The sequence below is a fragment of the Streptococcus dentasini genome (assembly GCF_053206945.1).
Window position 1 is genome coordinate 90,215 of sequence record NZ_JBRUHS010000006.1, and the last position, 15,640, is coordinate 105,854.

Genomic DNA, 15,640 nt, shown 5'->3' on the forward strand with positions numbered 1-15,640 from the left:
ATTACTTTAATACCGACTTTTTCTCTTAATTGTTTTCTTCGTGATCCCTAAATTCAGCCAAGCTCCTTTGGACTTGAGTGATGAAGGTATCGATAATAGCAGCATTTTTAGCTTTTTTTGGCCGGACGTAGCCCAGTGTATGTAAGGGGCTGTCTTTTAAAGGAATAAGCACAATCTGTTCACGCATAAAGCTATTAACAATACCAAGACCAGAAGCGTAAGCCTCAGAAGCCCGTAGCAGATTCATGACAGTTCCGCGGTCATTGGAATAGATAATTTTTTGATAGTGGTTGATTTCTAAAGGATCCTCGTCAAAATGCATACCAGTTTTTTCTTGCTGAAAACGAATCTGCGGGTAGGTCGTCAAATCTTCCTCGCTGATGACCTCTTGCTCGGCCAGCGGATGATCCTTACCTAAAAAGATGCGTGTTTTGAAATCTCCTAGGGATGTGAACTCCAATCCCAAATCGGCTATATGGCGTGTGAGAAAACGTCGATTTTCATCATTGAGGTAGATAATGCCTAAATCACTTTCGTAGGAAGCAACACTTTCTAAAATTTGACGAGTGGTTGTCTCAATTAATTGAAAATCCTGATAATCATCTTCATAAACTTCCGAAACATAGGCCAATGGTTCGGACAGAAAGTCATAGTGGTGACTAGAGACGGTAAAACTTTTGAGATAATCTTTCTGGTAGCGTTCTTCCAGAAGTTTGACTTCACCTAGAATACGTTTGGCATACTTGAGAAAATCCTGTCCTTCTTCAGTTAGAACCATACCGCTATTAGTCCGCTCAAAAAGATGAATGTCCAGTTCTTTTTCAAGATTGCGAATAGCACCTGATAGATTGGGTTGCGTCATATAAAGGGCGATAGCAGCCTTGTTTAAGGATCCATGCTCAGCTACCGCGACCATGTAGCGCAGTTGCAAAAGGTTCATACACGACCTCCTCCTAAGATACTAAGTCATTAAATGATTAAAAGAAAACAATCTTCTTGTGAGTGCTCTTATTTTAGCATAAAAGTTTTGGATATAAAGAAAACTTATACTCAGTGATAATAAATATAGATTAGGCAAGAAAAAGGAATTTCGATATGATGGGAATAAATTTTTTTAATTGGTAAGGGGGAGTTGTGATGGTAGATGAATTTTATAACAAACTTCAGAAGATCCGCCGTTATATTCACGAGCATCCAGAGATTTCGGAGCATGAATTTGAGACAACAGCCTATCTAAAAAGGAAATTAGAAGAACTGGACGTTAGGGTAATTGACAGTGGATTAAAAACAGGTTTAATTGCTGAAATTGGGTTCGGTCATCCTATCATTGCTCTGCGAGCTGATATAGATGCTCTTCCCATCCACGAACGAACAGGATTGGATTATGCTAGTAAGAGTGACGGTGCCATGCATGCTTGTGGGCATGACTTGCACCAAACCAGTCTCCTAGGAGCAGCCGAATTACTAAAAGCTAGGGAAAAAGAGCTCAAAGGGACTCTGCGCCTCATTTTTCAACCTGCCGAGGAAAATTTTCAAGGTGCACATCAAGTGATAGCTGCCGGTGGTCTGGATGATGTAGCCGCTATTATTGGTTACCATAATAATCCCCACCTAAAACCAGGACAAATTGGGCTGCGCTCTCAGGCTATTATGGCAGGAGTAGAACAATTTGAGGTGAGCATTACAGGCATTAGTGGTCATGCTGCCCGCCCAGATTTAGGGGTTGACACAATTTTAACGATTACAAGTATCGTAAACAATTTGCAGTCCATCATCTCTCGTACCGTATCTCCTTTTGACTCGGCGGTTCTTTCGGTTACGCATATAGATGCTGGAACAACTTGGAATGTTCTACCAGATACTGGTTTCTTTGAAGGGACCATTCGCACTTTTAGTCCCGAAATTCGAGAAAAGGTGCTCGCGCGCTTTACCGCCATTGTAGAGCAAACAGCAGCGCAATTCGGTGCCCGAGCGGAGATTAAGTGGGGAAATTCACCAAGAGTAACCTATAACGATGAAACTTTAACACCGCTGATCTTTGAGAATTCCAAGAAATTTGCGGAGGTTCTCGGCGTTCTACCTTCTACGGGAGGTGAAGATTTTGCTGCTTATCAGGAAAAAGTTCCAGGTGTCTTCGCTTTTATTGGCTCTAATGGGACAGATGGAGCTCCTGATTGGCATCATGATGATTTCTTGGTCAAGGATGAGGCCCTTCCTATCGCGGTAAATTACTACGTAGAAAATGCTCTGTATTTGTTAGAGTATTTTGGAGGCTAATTATGGTAAATAGAATAATCCGATTCAGCCCTTCGGAGTATATCAATGAGCCAGGGGCTTTGGCGCAGTTGCCTGAGATTATTGATAGATATAGTTTAAAAAATCCTCGGATCTTAACGGACACAACTGTTTACCAAGTTATAAAAGACTATCTACCAGATAGGTTTCTGGAAATCTATCCTCTGACTTACTTTGAGGGAAATTGTACTTTTGAAGAAATTGACCGCCTTGTGGAAATTTTTCAAGAGCATGATGCTATTCTTGCTTTTGGCGGTGGACAGTTAATGGATACAGCCAAAATGGTTTCAGATCACCTGAAAATTCCAATCATAGCTTCTCAGACAGTGCCATCAAATTGTGCTGCCTTGACCACAAAGAGTATCATCTATTCACAAACCCACGAAAAAATTGATAACGTGAGGCATAATAAAAGTGTCGATGTCGTCTTACTGGATCCTGAATTGTTGGTGCGTTCACCACGTTCCTATGTACTGTCAGGGATTGGTGATACTCTAGCAAAATTTTATGAGATTCGGCGACGGTTGACAAATGATAAGGCAGATCTGTTATCAATAGAGATTGGGCGTTTTTATATTGAGCTGTGCCGGCGTGAGATGTTGAGCGTGACAGACTACCAGTCATTGACTGGAAAAGCTCTCATCAATTTTATCGACACAATTTTTCTAGTAGCTGCCTCAGTAGATGGTATTGCTGATAAAGATGGTATGAGTGTTGCTGCCCACGCTTTTCACAATGCGTATGTCAAAGTTAAACCGACCGATCGTAGTACACATGGTGAAATTGTAGCCTTGGGGAATCTTTTTCAGGTTTTACTGGAAGGCAATCAGGAATTAACTCGAGAAATTATCACCTATTATCGCCAACTCGGTTTGCCCTTGTCCTTGGCCGATTTAGGTTTGACAGATGAGGCTGCTATCGAAGCATTGGTACCTTATCTGGCTAGGCCTGAGGATTATCGCTTTCGAACAATTTTTCCTGATGCAACAATAGGGGAGATTGCCAGTGTCATTCAGCAATTAAAGGAGGGCAGCTATGGCTATTAAAATTAGTGCTTCTCAACGAATGGCCAGTAAACAGGCTCACTATACCTCGCAACAGCAGGAGATTATCCGAAAGTTGAAGGGCGATGGGAAAAAAGTGATCAATCTGGGTCGAGGCAATCCAGACCAAGCTACCTTTCCTGAAATTGTAAAATACATGCAGAAAGCTGTTCAAAAGCCAGAAAATCAAGGTTACCCTCCTTATGGTGGGAAATTAAGTTTAAAGGAAGCTATTATTGATTATTATAAACGAGAATATCACGTTTCCTTGACTAGCGACGAAGTGACTGTTTTTAGCGGTTCTCTAGCCAGTCTGACAGCTTTGCCGATGGCTTTAATGGATCCTCAGGATTTTGCTTTGACACCAGATCCCGCATTTTTTGCCTATGACACAGGTATTAAAATGGCCGGGGCTGATGTCTACCCCTTGCCCTTGCTAGAAGATAATAAATTCTTGCCCAAATATGGCGATATTCCTGAAGATGTTTTAAAACGAAGCAAATTGATGTTTTTAAATTATCCAAACAATCCCACTGGTGCCGGAGCCCCTCTTTCTTTTTTTGAGGAGACAGTTGCTTTTGCCAAACAGCATAATATTCTTGTTGCACATGATTTTGCTTACGGCGATATTAATTTCACAGAACCCGCTCCTAGTTTTTTACAGGCCAAGGGCGCTAAAGAAATTGGTGTAGAAGTGGCATCACTCTCCAAGACTTTTAATATGGCCGGCTGGAGGATAGGCTACGCTGTGGGGAACAAAACTATAATTGCTCTACTAGCCGATTATATAAAAAACTCTGTTGGTGGGACTTTTGGAGCAGTTCAGGATGCAGCCGAGTATGCTTTGAACCATACACAAAATCAGCGGGCCAGCTTAAGGGCTCTCTATCGGAAGAGGCAGAGATTGGCTGTGGATTTCTTAAAGCAGCACCAATTGCCTGTATATGAATCTGATGGAACCTTTTTTCTTTGGCTCAAATTACCCCAAGGGGTAGACGATCAGGAATTTGTACGAGAACTTCTGGAACAAGAGTATGTTGCCCTTATCCCTGGCAGTGTTTTTGGTCCATCGGGAAGGGGATACGTTCGTATCAGCCTAGTGACTGATAGTCAAACAATTTTAGAAGGTTTGGAAAGGGTGCTGCAAGTCTATGAAAGATTTACGACCTCACATTTATCAGCTGATTGATTGTTTAGAGAAGCCTCTGGCTTCAGATGAGTTGGCGTCTAGCCTGCATCAAGCGCGCCTAGCCTTGATGGATTATCTCGCCTGTTACTACAAGGGGAGCAGACACCCACATGTGAGCGTCCTGCACCGCTTTTATCAGCAGGAAGATTTTTCTCTTAAAAATTTATGGGCAGCAAGTGAGAATAAGGCTGCAAGAGAGAGCGCTTCCTTGCTCTTAGGTATGGCTGCCCACTATGATGATTTAGATGATGTCCAAGCCAACTATCGAGGACATCCCTCCAGTGTTATCTTTTCTGCCTTGTTTGCTGTCGCTGATGCCCAGAGTGACCTTGAAGATTTTTTGCTAGCCTACCTTACAGGAGTTGAAGCTGCGGGTCTAGTGGGACAGCAACTTCAACCGCAGCATGCAGAGATGGGCTGGCATTCGACAGCGACAATTGGAACTTTAGCAGCAGCACTAGCTATTGTTAAATTAAAACGCATAAGTGGTGATGAGGCTGCGATGCTTATGTCCCTGGCCATAAATCAAACTAGTGGCTATCTCCTTCAGGAAGGTACTGATGGTAAGCCTTTAAACGCTGGCTGGGCTGCTCAACGTGCGGTCAATGCCTATCATTTGGCCAGTTCAGGCCTCACAGCTAATGTTGATATCTTTGATAGTCCCAAAGGGTGGCCGCAAATTATTGGTGGCCAGCTAGACTTCTCACTGGTTAATCAACACTGGTTTTCGCCACCTCAGATACTTAAGCCTGGACTTTGGTTTAAGCGAACCTCATTTTGTTCGGCTGCAAATTCAGCATACGATGCTTCTCTTGAACTATATACCAAAAAAATTTCTCCGTCAGATATTACAGCCGTTGAGATTGGTTTCCCGGAAAAGGGCGATTTGGCTCTGACAAAGACAAGTCCTAAGACAGGGTTAGAAGGCAAGTTTTCTGCAGAATACATTGTTTGGCTAGGGCTGACCAAGGGCGAAGCCACCGAAAATGATTTTAGCGCTAAGCCTGTGTTGCAAACTTTTAAAGACTTTTTACCCAAAATTAAGCGTCGTCATCCTCTCCCCTTGGCTCAGACTGATGAACGTCCAGCAGAAGTCACTCTTACGCTATCGACTGGCTCAAAGGTGACTGCCAAAGTTCAATTTCCTAAAGGCTCTCCTAACAATCCTTATAGTTTAGATGAATTGATGGTGAAGTGGCAAGCGATCTTAGGGGAGAAGGCTCCATCTCTGTGGCAGACTTTACAGTACAGGGAGGTTACATTAGAAGATATTTTCAATTAATTGGAAAGGAAAACAGGTTATGTCAGAAGTTTTAGTACAAGCAGGTCTGGCAGAGGTCGTCGAACTAAAAAATCTTTTTCAAAAAGCCTATGCAGATAATGAAGCGCGGGGGATTCATTTCGCAGCTGCTACAATTAATGAAGATGACCTGCAAGACCATCTGTACTCTACGCCTATCTTTGTAAAAACGGAGCCGTTGGGTAGAATTATAGCGTCAACGGCTGTCCGATTTCCATGGTCTAAAAATCCTGGGCCCTATTGTTTACCACACTTGGGCTGGATAGCGACTCTCCCTGCTTATCAGAATCAGGGACTGGCCAAATCATTAGTCATGGATGTCATTGACCACTATCTTTCCCGACAATTTAGAGCACCAGCTGTTACCTTAGGTACGGCTAAAGAACATCCGTGGTTGATAGAAGCCTATGAACGTATGGGTTTCACTTACCTAGATGAGAAACAACTGTTTTCTGATCATAAAACAGTCTACCTGATCAAGATTTTAGATAAAAGAGCCCTAAACCAAGTAAAAGATGACGCGCTAAAGCTATTGTTAACAGAAAGGAAGTTAGTATGAATTTTGATTGGGAGTATTTTTTCAGCCTATTTGCAAGGCTAACCGCCTACCTGCCCATTACTTTGTTTTTAGCCATTATTGCTATGGTTTTGGCTATCCTCGTTGGGGCGGTCATGACGTGGTTGCAGTTAAGCCGCTGGGCTCTTTTACGCTATTTTGCAAAATTTTATATTTCTCTTTTTCGGGGAATGCCGACCCTGGTTGAACTTTTCCTTATTTTTTATGGACTTCCCCAGCTCTTTCCTGTCTTTCAAGGGATGACTGCTTTGACGGCAGCTATTGTCGGTTTAGGACTCAAGCAGTCAGCTTATTTGTCAGAGATTTTTAGAGCGGCTGTTAGCTCGGTGGATAAGGGGCAGATTGAAGCTGGTCAAACGTTGACTATCTCCCCTTGGAAGTTATTCCTTCATGTTATCCTACCTCAGTCGGCCTTAAATGCTCTACCAGCTACTGGAAATACCTTTGCTAGTCTTATAAAGGAGACCTCATTAGCTTTTACACTAGGAATTACAGAATTGTTTGGCAATGCTAAGATGGTTGCAGGAGAGTCTTTTAAATACTTTGAAACTTATCTAGCAGCTGGTCTGCTTTACTGGTTGGTGATAGTACTTTATAGTGCTTTGCAAAACCAAATCGAAGAAGAACTGGAAAAACCGTATAGGAGGACTACCGATGGCATTCATTGAATTAGAGAATCTAGCTGTTACTTTGGGAGGCAGACCTGTTCTCGAAGATATCAACCTGTCGATAGAAGCAGGCAAAGTAACAACCCTGGTAGGCCCTTCTGGTTCTGGGAAAACTACCTTGCTTAGAATTTTGAATCTGCTGCAGGAACCATCTCAAGGACAGCTGACAGTTGGTGATACTAGAGTAAAGGCTGGTAGTATTGGTAAGCGGGAAATTCATAGTATTAGGCAGTATTCTACAATGGTATTTCAGCATTTTAACCTATTCAAAAACTATAACGTCTTAGATAATGTTGCAAAACCCTTGATTCTTTCTAATAAGGCTAATCGTAAAGAAGCTGAAGCTATCGCTCAAAAATCATTAGAAAGGGTTGGTCTGTCACAATTTATTAAACAGTACCCAGCTACTTTATCCGGAGGACAGCAGCAGCGGGTTGCTATCGCACGTGCCATTGCCTTTAAACCCCAAATTATTTTATTTGATGAACCAACATCATCATTGGATCCTGAGATGGTTGAAGGGGTTTTAGACGTCATTGCGGATTTGGCCAAGGAAGACATTTCCATGATTCTAGTCACCCACGAAATGAACTTTGCCCGTAAAATTTCGGATCAGGTGGTATTTCTTGAAGATGGAAAAGTTTTAACTCAGGGCCCTGCAAAGTTACTCTTGTCAACAGACAGTACCCATGATCGTGTCCGTTCATTTGTCAATTCACTTTATCATGGATCAATGGAAAGTGCTGAGTTATAGGAAGGGGAGAGTTATGGTAAGTGTACTAGATTCAGTATTGCTGCAAGGCAATTTCTCAACGCCTGAAATGCGTGAGGTATGGAGTGATACTAATAAAATAGCTAAGCAGCTGATGGTTGAATCTGCTTTAGCCCAAGCTGAGGGCGAGCTGGATATTATTCCTCAAGAGGCAGCTCAATTGATAGCAGAGAAAGCACATGTTGAAAATTTTGACTTAGTCAAGCTTCAGAAAAAAAGTGCTGAAAAGCGCCATTCTTTGATTGCTCTTATTCAGGGATTACAAGAAAAGGTAGGAGGACAGGCTGGCGAATTCGTCCACTATGGCGTAACAACTCAGGATATTGTTGATTCGGGGACTATGCTGCAGGTCAAAGAAGCTTATGCGATAATACTCCAGCATACGCAAGAGCTTATTACTGCCTTGGCTAATTTGACTAGAAAGTATCGTGCGACCTTGATGATTGGCCGAACTCATGGTATTCATGCTATCCCCATTACATTTGGTTTTAAGTTGGCTATCTGGCTAGATGAGTTGTTGCGCAGTAAGCGGCGTTTGCTTCAATTATCTGAGAATGAAGTCTTTGTTGGCAGTATCAGTGGAGCAGTTGGTACCTACGCCTCCTTCTCTGGCCAAGGTCAAGCTGTTGAAGAACTGACACTGTCTAAGTTAGAATTAGCTGTGCCCAATATCTCTTGGCAGCCAGCGCGTGATCGTTTTTCAGAATTTGGATCTGTATTAGCGATCTACTCTGGCTTACTTGGAAAAATAGGGCGTGAGCTGTTTACCATGATGAAGACTGAAATTAACGAGGTTCATGAACCTTTCATCGCAGGAGAGGTGGGTTCTTCGACGATGCCTCAAAAGCGTAATCCTGCCCTGATTGAAGGACTGGCCAGCCTGACCCAGCCAGTATTTAAAGATTTTGACTTACTGCTGCAGTCCTTATTGATAGATGGGGAGAGGGATGCTATCCACTGGCGCAATGAGTGGGTTGCCCTGCCGGAAATCACTAATTATCTTGATGCTCAGATTGTCAATGCTACTTATATTCTGTCAGAACTTGACGTCAATTCTCAAGCCATGACAGATAATTTAAATAAGCAGGGAGCCCTGCCTTACGCTGAGCGTATCATGTTTGAGCTAGGAAAGATACTGGGCAAGCAAACTGCCCATCACTTGGTTTATGAAGCTGCCATGACTTCCATTGAGACTCATCAAGATTTTATTTCCTTACTTTATCAGCTCCCTGAGGTTCAAAAACACGTCACTCGAGAAGAACTTCTCAGCTGGGTTACTCCTGAGAATAATATTGGGGAGAGCCTAGCCAAGATAGATAAGCTCCTTGCCCAATTGGCAGAGTAAAGAAAGAGGTATTTATGAAGAAAAAAACATTTTTAACACTAGCTAGTCTCATTATCCTAGTCGTTATCGCTATTGTTGGTTATCAATCTTACACTAAACAACACACCGCGCATTCGGGAGATGATAAAACTCTGAGAATTGCGACAACTGGTGTCAGTTTCCCAGGTTCTTATAAGGACGGTTCAAAATTAACAGGATTTGATGTCGAGGTTGCTCGAGCAGTCGGTAAAAAAATAGGTTATAAAGTTAAATTTACAACGACTAGCTTTGATGGTTTGTTCGGTCTTTTAACTAGTGATAAGGTGGATGCCATCGCATCAAGTGTGGCCATAACAAATGAACGTAAACAAACTTACGATTTTTCAACACCATATGCAACTTTTAAATATGGCATTGCTGTTCAAAAAGATGCTGCTTATACCAATGTTGAGGAACTTCAGGGAAAAACAATCGGTGCAACTGTCGGTTCAAATCAAATCAATGTTGTTAAGGAACATTTCAAGGATGACGTTACTATTCAAACCTTTGATGATCGGGAGGCAGTCTTACAAGGGCTGCTGAAAGGACAAGTTGATGGCTATGCCAATGCTCAAACGATTTTATCAGCTGTTATCCAGCAGAAAAATCTTGACTTAAAGGTGCTTGATGGTGATCTTGGTCAAGAAAATATTGCCTTGACCTTTGCCAAAGGAAAAAATAAGGATTTGCGCAAGAAGGTTAACGCTGCCCTAGCCGACCTTGAAAAAGATGGGACCATCGCTAGGCTATCTAAGAAATATTTCTCCGGTATCGATGCTTCTTATGGTAACCAAAAGTAATTAAAAAGAATATTGAAGTGGCTGCCTCAGCTTAAATGGGAATCAGGACATTCTGGGGCTTAGAATCAAGAGGGTGTCACACTGCTGTAAGGATTTAGGGGCTCTTTTGTCAGCTGTAGTGGGTAGAATCCCACCAGAAGCTATAGAGCCGATTTAGGTTATTAGTAGTGTGGCCTTTTTCAGTCTCAGAATTTTTTACAAAAAGGTCGAACTCTGTTTGCCTTTTTATGAATGAGGCTGGGATAGCACACATGGTAACGTCACTATCATGTATGTGCTGTCCTTTTTTCGTAATAATCTACCTTTTTCTATGCTATAATAAGTAAAAAGCTATTAGAGGGTGCTGCTATGTCTAAAAACAGCGTTGATATTGAAAGGTACCGTGAGCTAGCCTTGCAGAAGCAAAAGGAACATCGTAAATTTTTGTTGAGCCTAAAGAAAAAGACCCCGAAAAATCTAGATAAAATTGTGCAGGAAGTGCATACCGAAGTTTTTAAGGAAATTGATTGTCTGGCTTGTGCGAATTGCTGCCGTACATTGGGGCCAGACTTTACTGAAGCTGATATCCAGCGGATTGCTAAGCATTTTCGCATGAAGTTACCGGCTTTTGAGGAGATGTACCTACATACGGATGAAGACGGCGATAAGGTCTTTCAGAGTATGCCTTGCCCCTTCTTAGGTGAGGATAATCTCTGTTCCATCTACGATGTGCGCCCCAAGGCCTGTGCCGCCTTTCCCCATACTGATCGTAAAAAGATTTATCAAATCAATCACTTGACTATCAAAAATACTCTCTTTTGCCCAGCGGCTTATCTCTTTGTTGAGAAGCTAAAGGATAGAGTGTCAGTTTAATCCATACGAAAACAGCTGCGCCTTACTAGACGCAGCTGTTTTGTGTAGCTTGGCCTACTCTAATGAAGAAAAATGGTGTCAGATTGGAAATACTACTTTCTTATTTCTCCAGTATTAGGATCAATAATCCAAGTTTCCCCTTTTATTTGTCGGCCATCGTTGTCGAAAAGATAGGTTTTGCCATCAATGGTTTGAAGGCCGGTAACTCGTAAACCATTATCTTTATCGAGATAATACCAAGTTTTACCAGCATCAGGAGTAACAAAGCGCCCCTTAATTTGCTTACCAGTTTCATCAAAAGTGTAGCGCTTGCCACTGATGATTTGCTCACCAGTCAAGACACGCCCACTGTCTTTATCGAGATAGTACCAAGTTTGTCCGCCGTCAGGTGATGCGAAGTCTCCTTTGACTTGGGAACCGTCAGCGTTAAAGTAGTGGGTGTAGCCGTCAATTTGCGTTAAGCCCCTTGCCAGCTCTCCATCAGCTTTTCTGTAAAACCAATGATTATCAGTTTCAAACCAGCCCGCTTGTGGCCCTTCTTGAGTGAGAGGTTTAAGGTAAAGATTTTGGAAGGCCACGGCACCGTCCCAGAGCCCAACTCCTACGTGAGCTTTATTGAAGTACTCCTTGGCATCGTCAAATTGATGCGTCATGACCACTTGACCGTCAATGCTCAGTGAGACGGCATTTTGGGTTTTAGAAATAAGAAGGTGATGATATTGATTGTCATTTAGGGTCTTGGTCAGAGGTGCCTCAGCTATCGTATCTCCTTGGAAATAATAGAGTCTAACACTAGCCCCCTCACCGAGTTGGAAGGCGTAGGCATTAGCAGGGTCGGCCGCAGGAGAAGCGAAGAAAATATTTACCAGTCCTTTTTGATATTTAACATCGGCTTCTAAGGTGTATTCAGAATAAGGTACCTGCTCCGCTGTCATAAAGGCATCATTGGCGCTAGAATTACTATCCAGTAATTCCTTATCATCAATCACCCATTGACCTGAAATAGCTTTAAGATTGTTGAGGTTTGTTTTGAAGTTATCTTCAAAAACAGAAATAGTAAAGGATTTAGTCAGACTCGGATTTTCTTTCGCCGTCGCTGTAACCGTTGCTGTTCCAGCCTTAATCGCTCTGGCAGTTAATTTAGAACCGTCTTGTGCGATATTGAGTACTTCTGGATGATCCACTGTCCAAGTGACTTCTTGCCGAGCAGTTCCCGGTGCCAGTAGAGCGTTAAATGTAGTCACTTGACCGACATTTAAACGTGTTTCTGCTTGACCAATACCTGATAATTTAAATGGAGCATCTGTTTGAACTTTATCATTCCAGATGGATTTGAGTGGGTAAAAGGCAATATCGGCTTTGGTATCGCCGCCTTCTGCAAAGACACTTGCACCTAAGCTATTAGGAGATGGGAAAATTTGATTAGCTCCAGTGACTGTATCTCCCTTGGTAAAAACTTCAACACTTGCTCGATCAACAAAAATATGTAGGGAAATACTACCATCTGCATTGGTTGTGACTGTTTGCTTATTGATATCAGCAAACTTATCATTGATAATAACACCAGATTTTGTCCGATCAATAGAAAGTTCCTGAGTGGTCAAGTCATAAGTAACAACAGTCTCTTCATCCTGCGATTGACGAAGTTTAAAGCCAAGTTTTGTAGTCGCAGCGCTAGGCCTAAAGGTCGATACGATTTCATAAGTATCCGACTGCACATTTTTGAGCAGATCGTTTTGGGATGTTACTGCAACATCCTTGTAGATAATCGCCTTGTCCGTATCACGCAGGCTTTCATAAGCTTCAATTGGTGTTTGCGTCAGGTAGTAGGTTCCGTTTTCCTTTGTCAGTCCAAGTTGAAGGTTTAGATTATAGGTACCATTGAAATCCTGGTCTACAGTCTTAGCGATTAGATTGCAGTAATCCCAAGTATTCATCCAGTTTAGCTCAGTCAGTTTGGGAATCGTTGGGTGGTCATCAGTTCCAAAGTCCTGAACATAATAAGTCATAGCAGCATAGGAATCTTTCCCAAAATTCATGATGCCATCGGAATTTTTATAGGCTTCATCAGCGACAAAAGTCCATTTACCGTCAACAGGCTTGAAATCACCAACTTTATAATAACGGCCACCGCGGGATAATACCCATTTTACAGTTCCGTCATCTGTTTGGATAGGGTAGAGATCAGGACACTCAGTGTGGAGATCAGGATAAGTAGACTCAACTCTCCAATCTCTTAAGTTATCTGAAGAGTAGATGCGAAGCGGACCGCCAGCTAGTACCATAAACCATTTGTTGTTCCAATGGAAGACTTTGGGATCGCGGAAGTCTTTCGTTTGCAGCGGATCATTGGACCAATCAGCAGCGACTTGATCAACCTTAGTCCAAGTTCGTCCTTCATCAGAACTATAAGCTAATTTGATACGTTGGCCATTACCATCAGCTGTTACTAAGGCAACTAATCCTCCTTGTCCCTCCTTAAAGAATCCAGAGGTATTGTGTTCATCAACAACGATACAGCCAGAAAACATGGTTCCATTGGCATCAGGATAGAGAGCCATCGGTTGTTCTTCCCAATGAATTAGGTCAGTGCTGGTTGCATGAGCCCAATGCATCGGTCCCCAAACTTGATCATCATAAAACTGGTAGAAAAGGTGGTATTTCCCCTTATAGTAAACCAAACCGTTCGGATCGTTGCCCCAACCGTCCTTGACAGAGTAGTGGTACTGATCTCGAAAGAGTTCATTGTAATAAACTTCCTTAGCTTGACGCCGGTGAACATTGATACGGTAGGTTAAGGTTGCCTGATTGCCAGCCTTATCAGTAACAGTACTTGTCACAGTCAAATAATTGGCCCCCACAGCGACAGGGATATCATCGCTGACTTGGTACTCTTTACCTGAGCTATCTGTAATCGTGATTTGAGACTTATCGCTCTTAGGGCTAATGGCTAATTTGACAGTTGCAGCAGCGTTATCAACATATTGAATATGAATCGGTGCATTGGGTAAAAATTGTCCTTTAGCTTCTACCTGACCCTTGTCTGAGGTCACGCTAATATCGTTAATCTCAGGTGTGAAGCTCTCAGAAATAGGACTGTAGTAAGTGTTTTGGAAGATCATCTCGCCATTCCAGTTAAGCAGACCCAAATAACCCTCTTTAATAACAGTATTTTGACCCTTGTCCTCTTTTTGAATAGTATAATCGCCAGTAGAAGCGACTAGATGGCCATTAATATAGCAGGAAATCCAATTGTTAATAGACACAACTGTTAAATGGTAAGTAGCATCTGCAGTAGGTTCAACAGAGCGCTCGTCAATTAATTGCTGATCCTGCCCCTTGTCCCAACGCCAGAACTTACTCTTTTTATTGCCGCCGTCGATATTTAAGGCATAACTATTTTGAACATTGTTAGGATCCACACTCCTAAAGATTAAGGTTGCAGCACCTTGGTCTTTTAAAAACCTAACATCTGTCGAGTAGACAAAGTCACTGGCTTTAACGTCAGATAAATACCAGCTGTCTCCTTGATCAAGTGCATTGCTATAGAGCCCTTCGTCGCGCTCTTCCCAAGTACCATTAGCTGCCGTGAAATTGGTCAAATTTGTATGATAACCAGTATCTTGAATGGCAGGAGTAGATGCTGGCTTTTCTACGGCAGCTTCAGCTGGGTTTGTAACTTGGCTTTTGCTATCACCTTTTGTATCTTCTGCTGTCGCCTTGTCTCCTTCTTGCTGACTATTGACCGATGCCTCAGAGTGAGCGAAAGAAGAGGCTGCTTGTGGAGCTTCAACAACAGTTTGTGAATCAGCAGGAGTGACTGTTTCTTCTGTTGTCGGTTGTTCCAAGCTTGTGCCATCCTTTATGGATTCATTAGACACTAGATTTACAGCACTATCCCCTGATACTGCCTGATCAGCTAAGACTGGAGTGCAGAGAGCTAAACCGCCTATAATGGTTACTAAAGCACAGCCGTAAACCCATTGTTTACCACGCTTATGCATGTACCAATGCTGGGGTTTCGTCTCTTGCGAATAGACTTTCTTCATAACACATCACCTCATTTTTAAATTTTATAAACAAATTATATTTTTAATGTAAGCGCTTTACAACTCACGCTAGTCATCTCTTGCAATGACAAATGTCATGTAAGAATAGGCAGAAACCTTCCACCATACATTTTCTGCTTTTCAGAAAATATTAGAAGGAATTATCATTATCTGGTCAGTGGATCTTGATTGCATTAATCACTGAGAAGACAAAAATCCAAGAGTTTATGAGTATTGAGGATAAATCTGTTCAGAAGCTATGTTTTCCTTATTACATGCAGGAGCAGTCCCAAGCCAATTAGCTACAAGGATTCAGTTTCTCTAGTATGAAAAAGGCCCCCTCTGTTCCTGATAAAAATCTAGGGCCAGCCTTACTTCCCTTTATTATTCGCCATAGACTGACGACAGTGCCGGGAAGAACAAAAAAGACCGCAGTTAATCCACTGATATCAACAAAAATTTTATTTTTTATGGAATCTGCCTTGCTCAGGGATCAGGCATCATAGGGTGGATTTAAAAAATTAAGGAAGGGAATTCAAATGCTTGAAAACGTTTTCTGTAGTGCTATAATAAACCTGTAGGCGCAGGTGGTACTTACGCAGGTCCTCTTGATTCTTAGTCGTTGAGTGCAGGCTTAATTTCCTTAAACAGGTCTTTTTGTCTCTCAATCTCGTTTGTTATCAAGAGCGAGCGCTTAGACAAGAAGTCTCTGCCGTGTCTTAAATATAAGGA

12 protein-coding genes and 1 pseudogene are annotated in these 15,640 nt (G+C 42.2%); 10 read left to right on the forward strand and 3 right to left on the reverse strand.

Translation table 11 applies throughout. The features are described 5' to 3' along the window. Nucleotides 1-25: 25 nt before the first annotated feature. Nucleotides 26-940, reverse strand: a complete 915-nt coding sequence (locus ACVR1G_RS06105) for a LysR family transcriptional regulator (protein WP_447452304.1) — start codon at nt 938-940, stop codon at nt 26-28. Nucleotides 941-1,137: 197 nt separating this feature from the next. Here ACVR1G_RS06105 and ACVR1G_RS06110 point away from each other — a divergent pair, with 197 nt between their 5' ends. From ACVR1G_RS06110 to ACVR1G_RS06155, 10 genes are all read left to right on the forward strand, one after another. Continuing rightward, on the forward strand, nt 1,138-2,277 hold the full coding sequence (locus ACVR1G_RS06110) for an amidohydrolase (RefSeq protein WP_447452305.1): 1,140 nt from the start codon (nt 1,138-1,140) through the stop codon (nt 2,275-2,277). 2 nt (nt 2,278-2,279) lie between these two features. Further along, nucleotides 2,280-3,341, forward strand: coding sequence for an iron-containing alcohol dehydrogenase family protein (locus ACVR1G_RS06115; RefSeq protein ID WP_447452306.1), 1,062 nt, complete (start codon nt 2,280-2,282; stop codon nt 3,339-3,341). After that, nucleotides 3,331-4,527, forward strand: coding sequence for an aminotransferase class I/II-fold pyridoxal phosphate-dependent enzyme (locus tag ACVR1G_RS06120; protein WP_447452307.1), 1,197 nt, complete (start codon nt 3,331-3,333; stop codon nt 4,525-4,527). The genes ACVR1G_RS06115 and ACVR1G_RS06120 overlap by 11 nt, the downstream gene beginning before the upstream one ends. Further along, entirely contained in the window at nt 4,490-5,809 is a 1,320-nt protein-coding gene (locus ACVR1G_RS06125; RefSeq protein ID WP_447452308.1) for an MmgE/PrpD family protein, read from the forward strand. The genes ACVR1G_RS06120 and ACVR1G_RS06125 overlap by 38 nt, the downstream gene beginning before the upstream one ends. A 19-nt stretch (nt 5,810-5,828) precedes the next feature. Next, a complete protein-coding gene (locus ACVR1G_RS06130) occupies nt 5,829-6,386 on the forward strand; it encodes a GNAT family N-acetyltransferase (RefSeq protein WP_447452309.1) in 558 nt (185 codons plus the stop codon). After that, a complete protein-coding gene (locus ACVR1G_RS06135) occupies nt 6,383-7,072 on the forward strand; it encodes an amino acid ABC transporter permease (RefSeq protein WP_447452310.1) in 690 nt (229 codons plus the stop codon). Before ACVR1G_RS06130 ends, ACVR1G_RS06135 begins: the two co-directional genes overlap by 4 nt. After that, complete coding sequence (locus ACVR1G_RS06140) at nt 7,059-7,826, forward strand: amino acid ABC transporter ATP-binding protein (protein ID WP_447452311.1); 768 nt, start codon at nt 7,059-7,061, stop codon at nt 7,824-7,826. Before ACVR1G_RS06135 ends, ACVR1G_RS06140 begins: the two co-directional genes overlap by 14 nt. Nucleotides 7,827-7,839: 13 nt before the next feature. Next, a complete protein-coding gene (purB, locus tag ACVR1G_RS06145) occupies nt 7,840-9,189 on the forward strand; it encodes an adenylosuccinate lyase (RefSeq protein ID WP_447452312.1) in 1,350 nt (449 codons plus the stop codon). Between the two features lie 14 nt (nt 9,190-9,203). After that, nucleotides 9,204-10,007, forward strand: coding sequence for a transporter substrate-binding domain-containing protein (locus tag ACVR1G_RS06150; RefSeq protein ID WP_447452313.1), 804 nt, complete (start codon nt 9,204-9,206; stop codon nt 10,005-10,007). Nucleotides 10,008-10,355: 348 nt separating this feature from the next. Beyond that, nucleotides 10,356-10,859, forward strand: a complete 504-nt coding sequence (locus ACVR1G_RS06155; protein ID WP_447452314.1) for a YkgJ family cysteine cluster protein — start codon at nt 10,356-10,358, stop codon at nt 10,857-10,859. Between the two features lie 92 nt (nt 10,860-10,951). On the opposite strand, the gene ACVR1G_RS10835 is transcribed toward ACVR1G_RS06155, so the two are convergent. Together ACVR1G_RS10835 and ACVR1G_RS10840 are read right to left on the reverse strand one after the other, a co-directional pair. Next, nucleotides 10,952-12,649 carry a GH32 C-terminal domain-containing protein gene (locus ACVR1G_RS10835; protein ID WP_522732195.1) on the reverse strand — a complete coding sequence of 566 codons (1,698 nt, stop codon included), beginning with the start codon at nt 12,647-12,649 and terminating at the stop codon, nt 10,952-10,954. Then, nucleotides 12,626-14,908, reverse strand: a pseudogene (locus ACVR1G_RS10840) (cadherin-like beta sandwich domain-containing protein); the annotation flags it as partial. The pseudogene ACVR1G_RS10840 and the gene ACVR1G_RS10835, both read right to left, overlap by 24 nt. Nucleotides 14,909-15,640: the final 732 nt, after the last annotated feature.

Excerpts from the sequence above, each read along its gene's own strand:
- ACVR1G_RS06130 (WP_447452309.1), top strand. The coding sequence starts at position 5,829 with ATGTCAGAAGTTTTAGTACAAGCAGGTCTGGCAGAGGTCGTCGAACTA.
- ACVR1G_RS06105 (WP_447452304.1), bottom strand. The coding sequence starts at position 940 with ATGAACCTTTTGCAACTGCGCTACATGGTCGCGGTAGCTGAGCATGGA.
- ACVR1G_RS06115 (WP_447452306.1), top strand. The coding sequence starts at position 2,280 with ATGGTAAATAGAATAATCCGATTCAGCCCTTCGGAGTATATCAATGAG.
- ACVR1G_RS06155 (WP_447452314.1), top strand. The coding sequence starts at position 10,356 with ATGTCTAAAAACAGCGTTGATATTGAAAGGTACCGTGAGCTAGCCTTG.
- ACVR1G_RS06125 (WP_447452308.1), top strand. The coding sequence starts at position 4,490 with ATGAAAGATTTACGACCTCACATTTATCAGCTGATTGATTGTTTAGAG.
- ACVR1G_RS06140 (WP_447452311.1), top strand. The coding sequence starts at position 7,059 with ATGGCATTCATTGAATTAGAGAATCTAGCTGTTACTTTGGGAGGCAGA.
- ACVR1G_RS06110 (WP_447452305.1), top strand. The coding sequence starts at position 1,138 with ATGGTAGATGAATTTTATAACAAACTTCAGAAGATCCGCCGTTATATT.
- ACVR1G_RS06135 (WP_447452310.1), top strand. The coding sequence starts at position 6,383 with ATGAATTTTGATTGGGAGTATTTTTTCAGCCTATTTGCAAGGCTAACC.
- ACVR1G_RS06120 (WP_447452307.1), top strand. The coding sequence starts at position 3,331 with ATGGCTATTAAAATTAGTGCTTCTCAACGAATGGCCAGTAAACAGGCT.
- ACVR1G_RS06150 (WP_447452313.1), top strand. The coding sequence starts at position 9,204 with ATGAAGAAAAAAACATTTTTAACACTAGCTAGTCTCATTATCCTAGTC.
- purB (WP_447452312.1), top strand. The coding sequence starts at position 7,840 with ATGGTAAGTGTACTAGATTCAGTATTGCTGCAAGGCAATTTCTCAACG.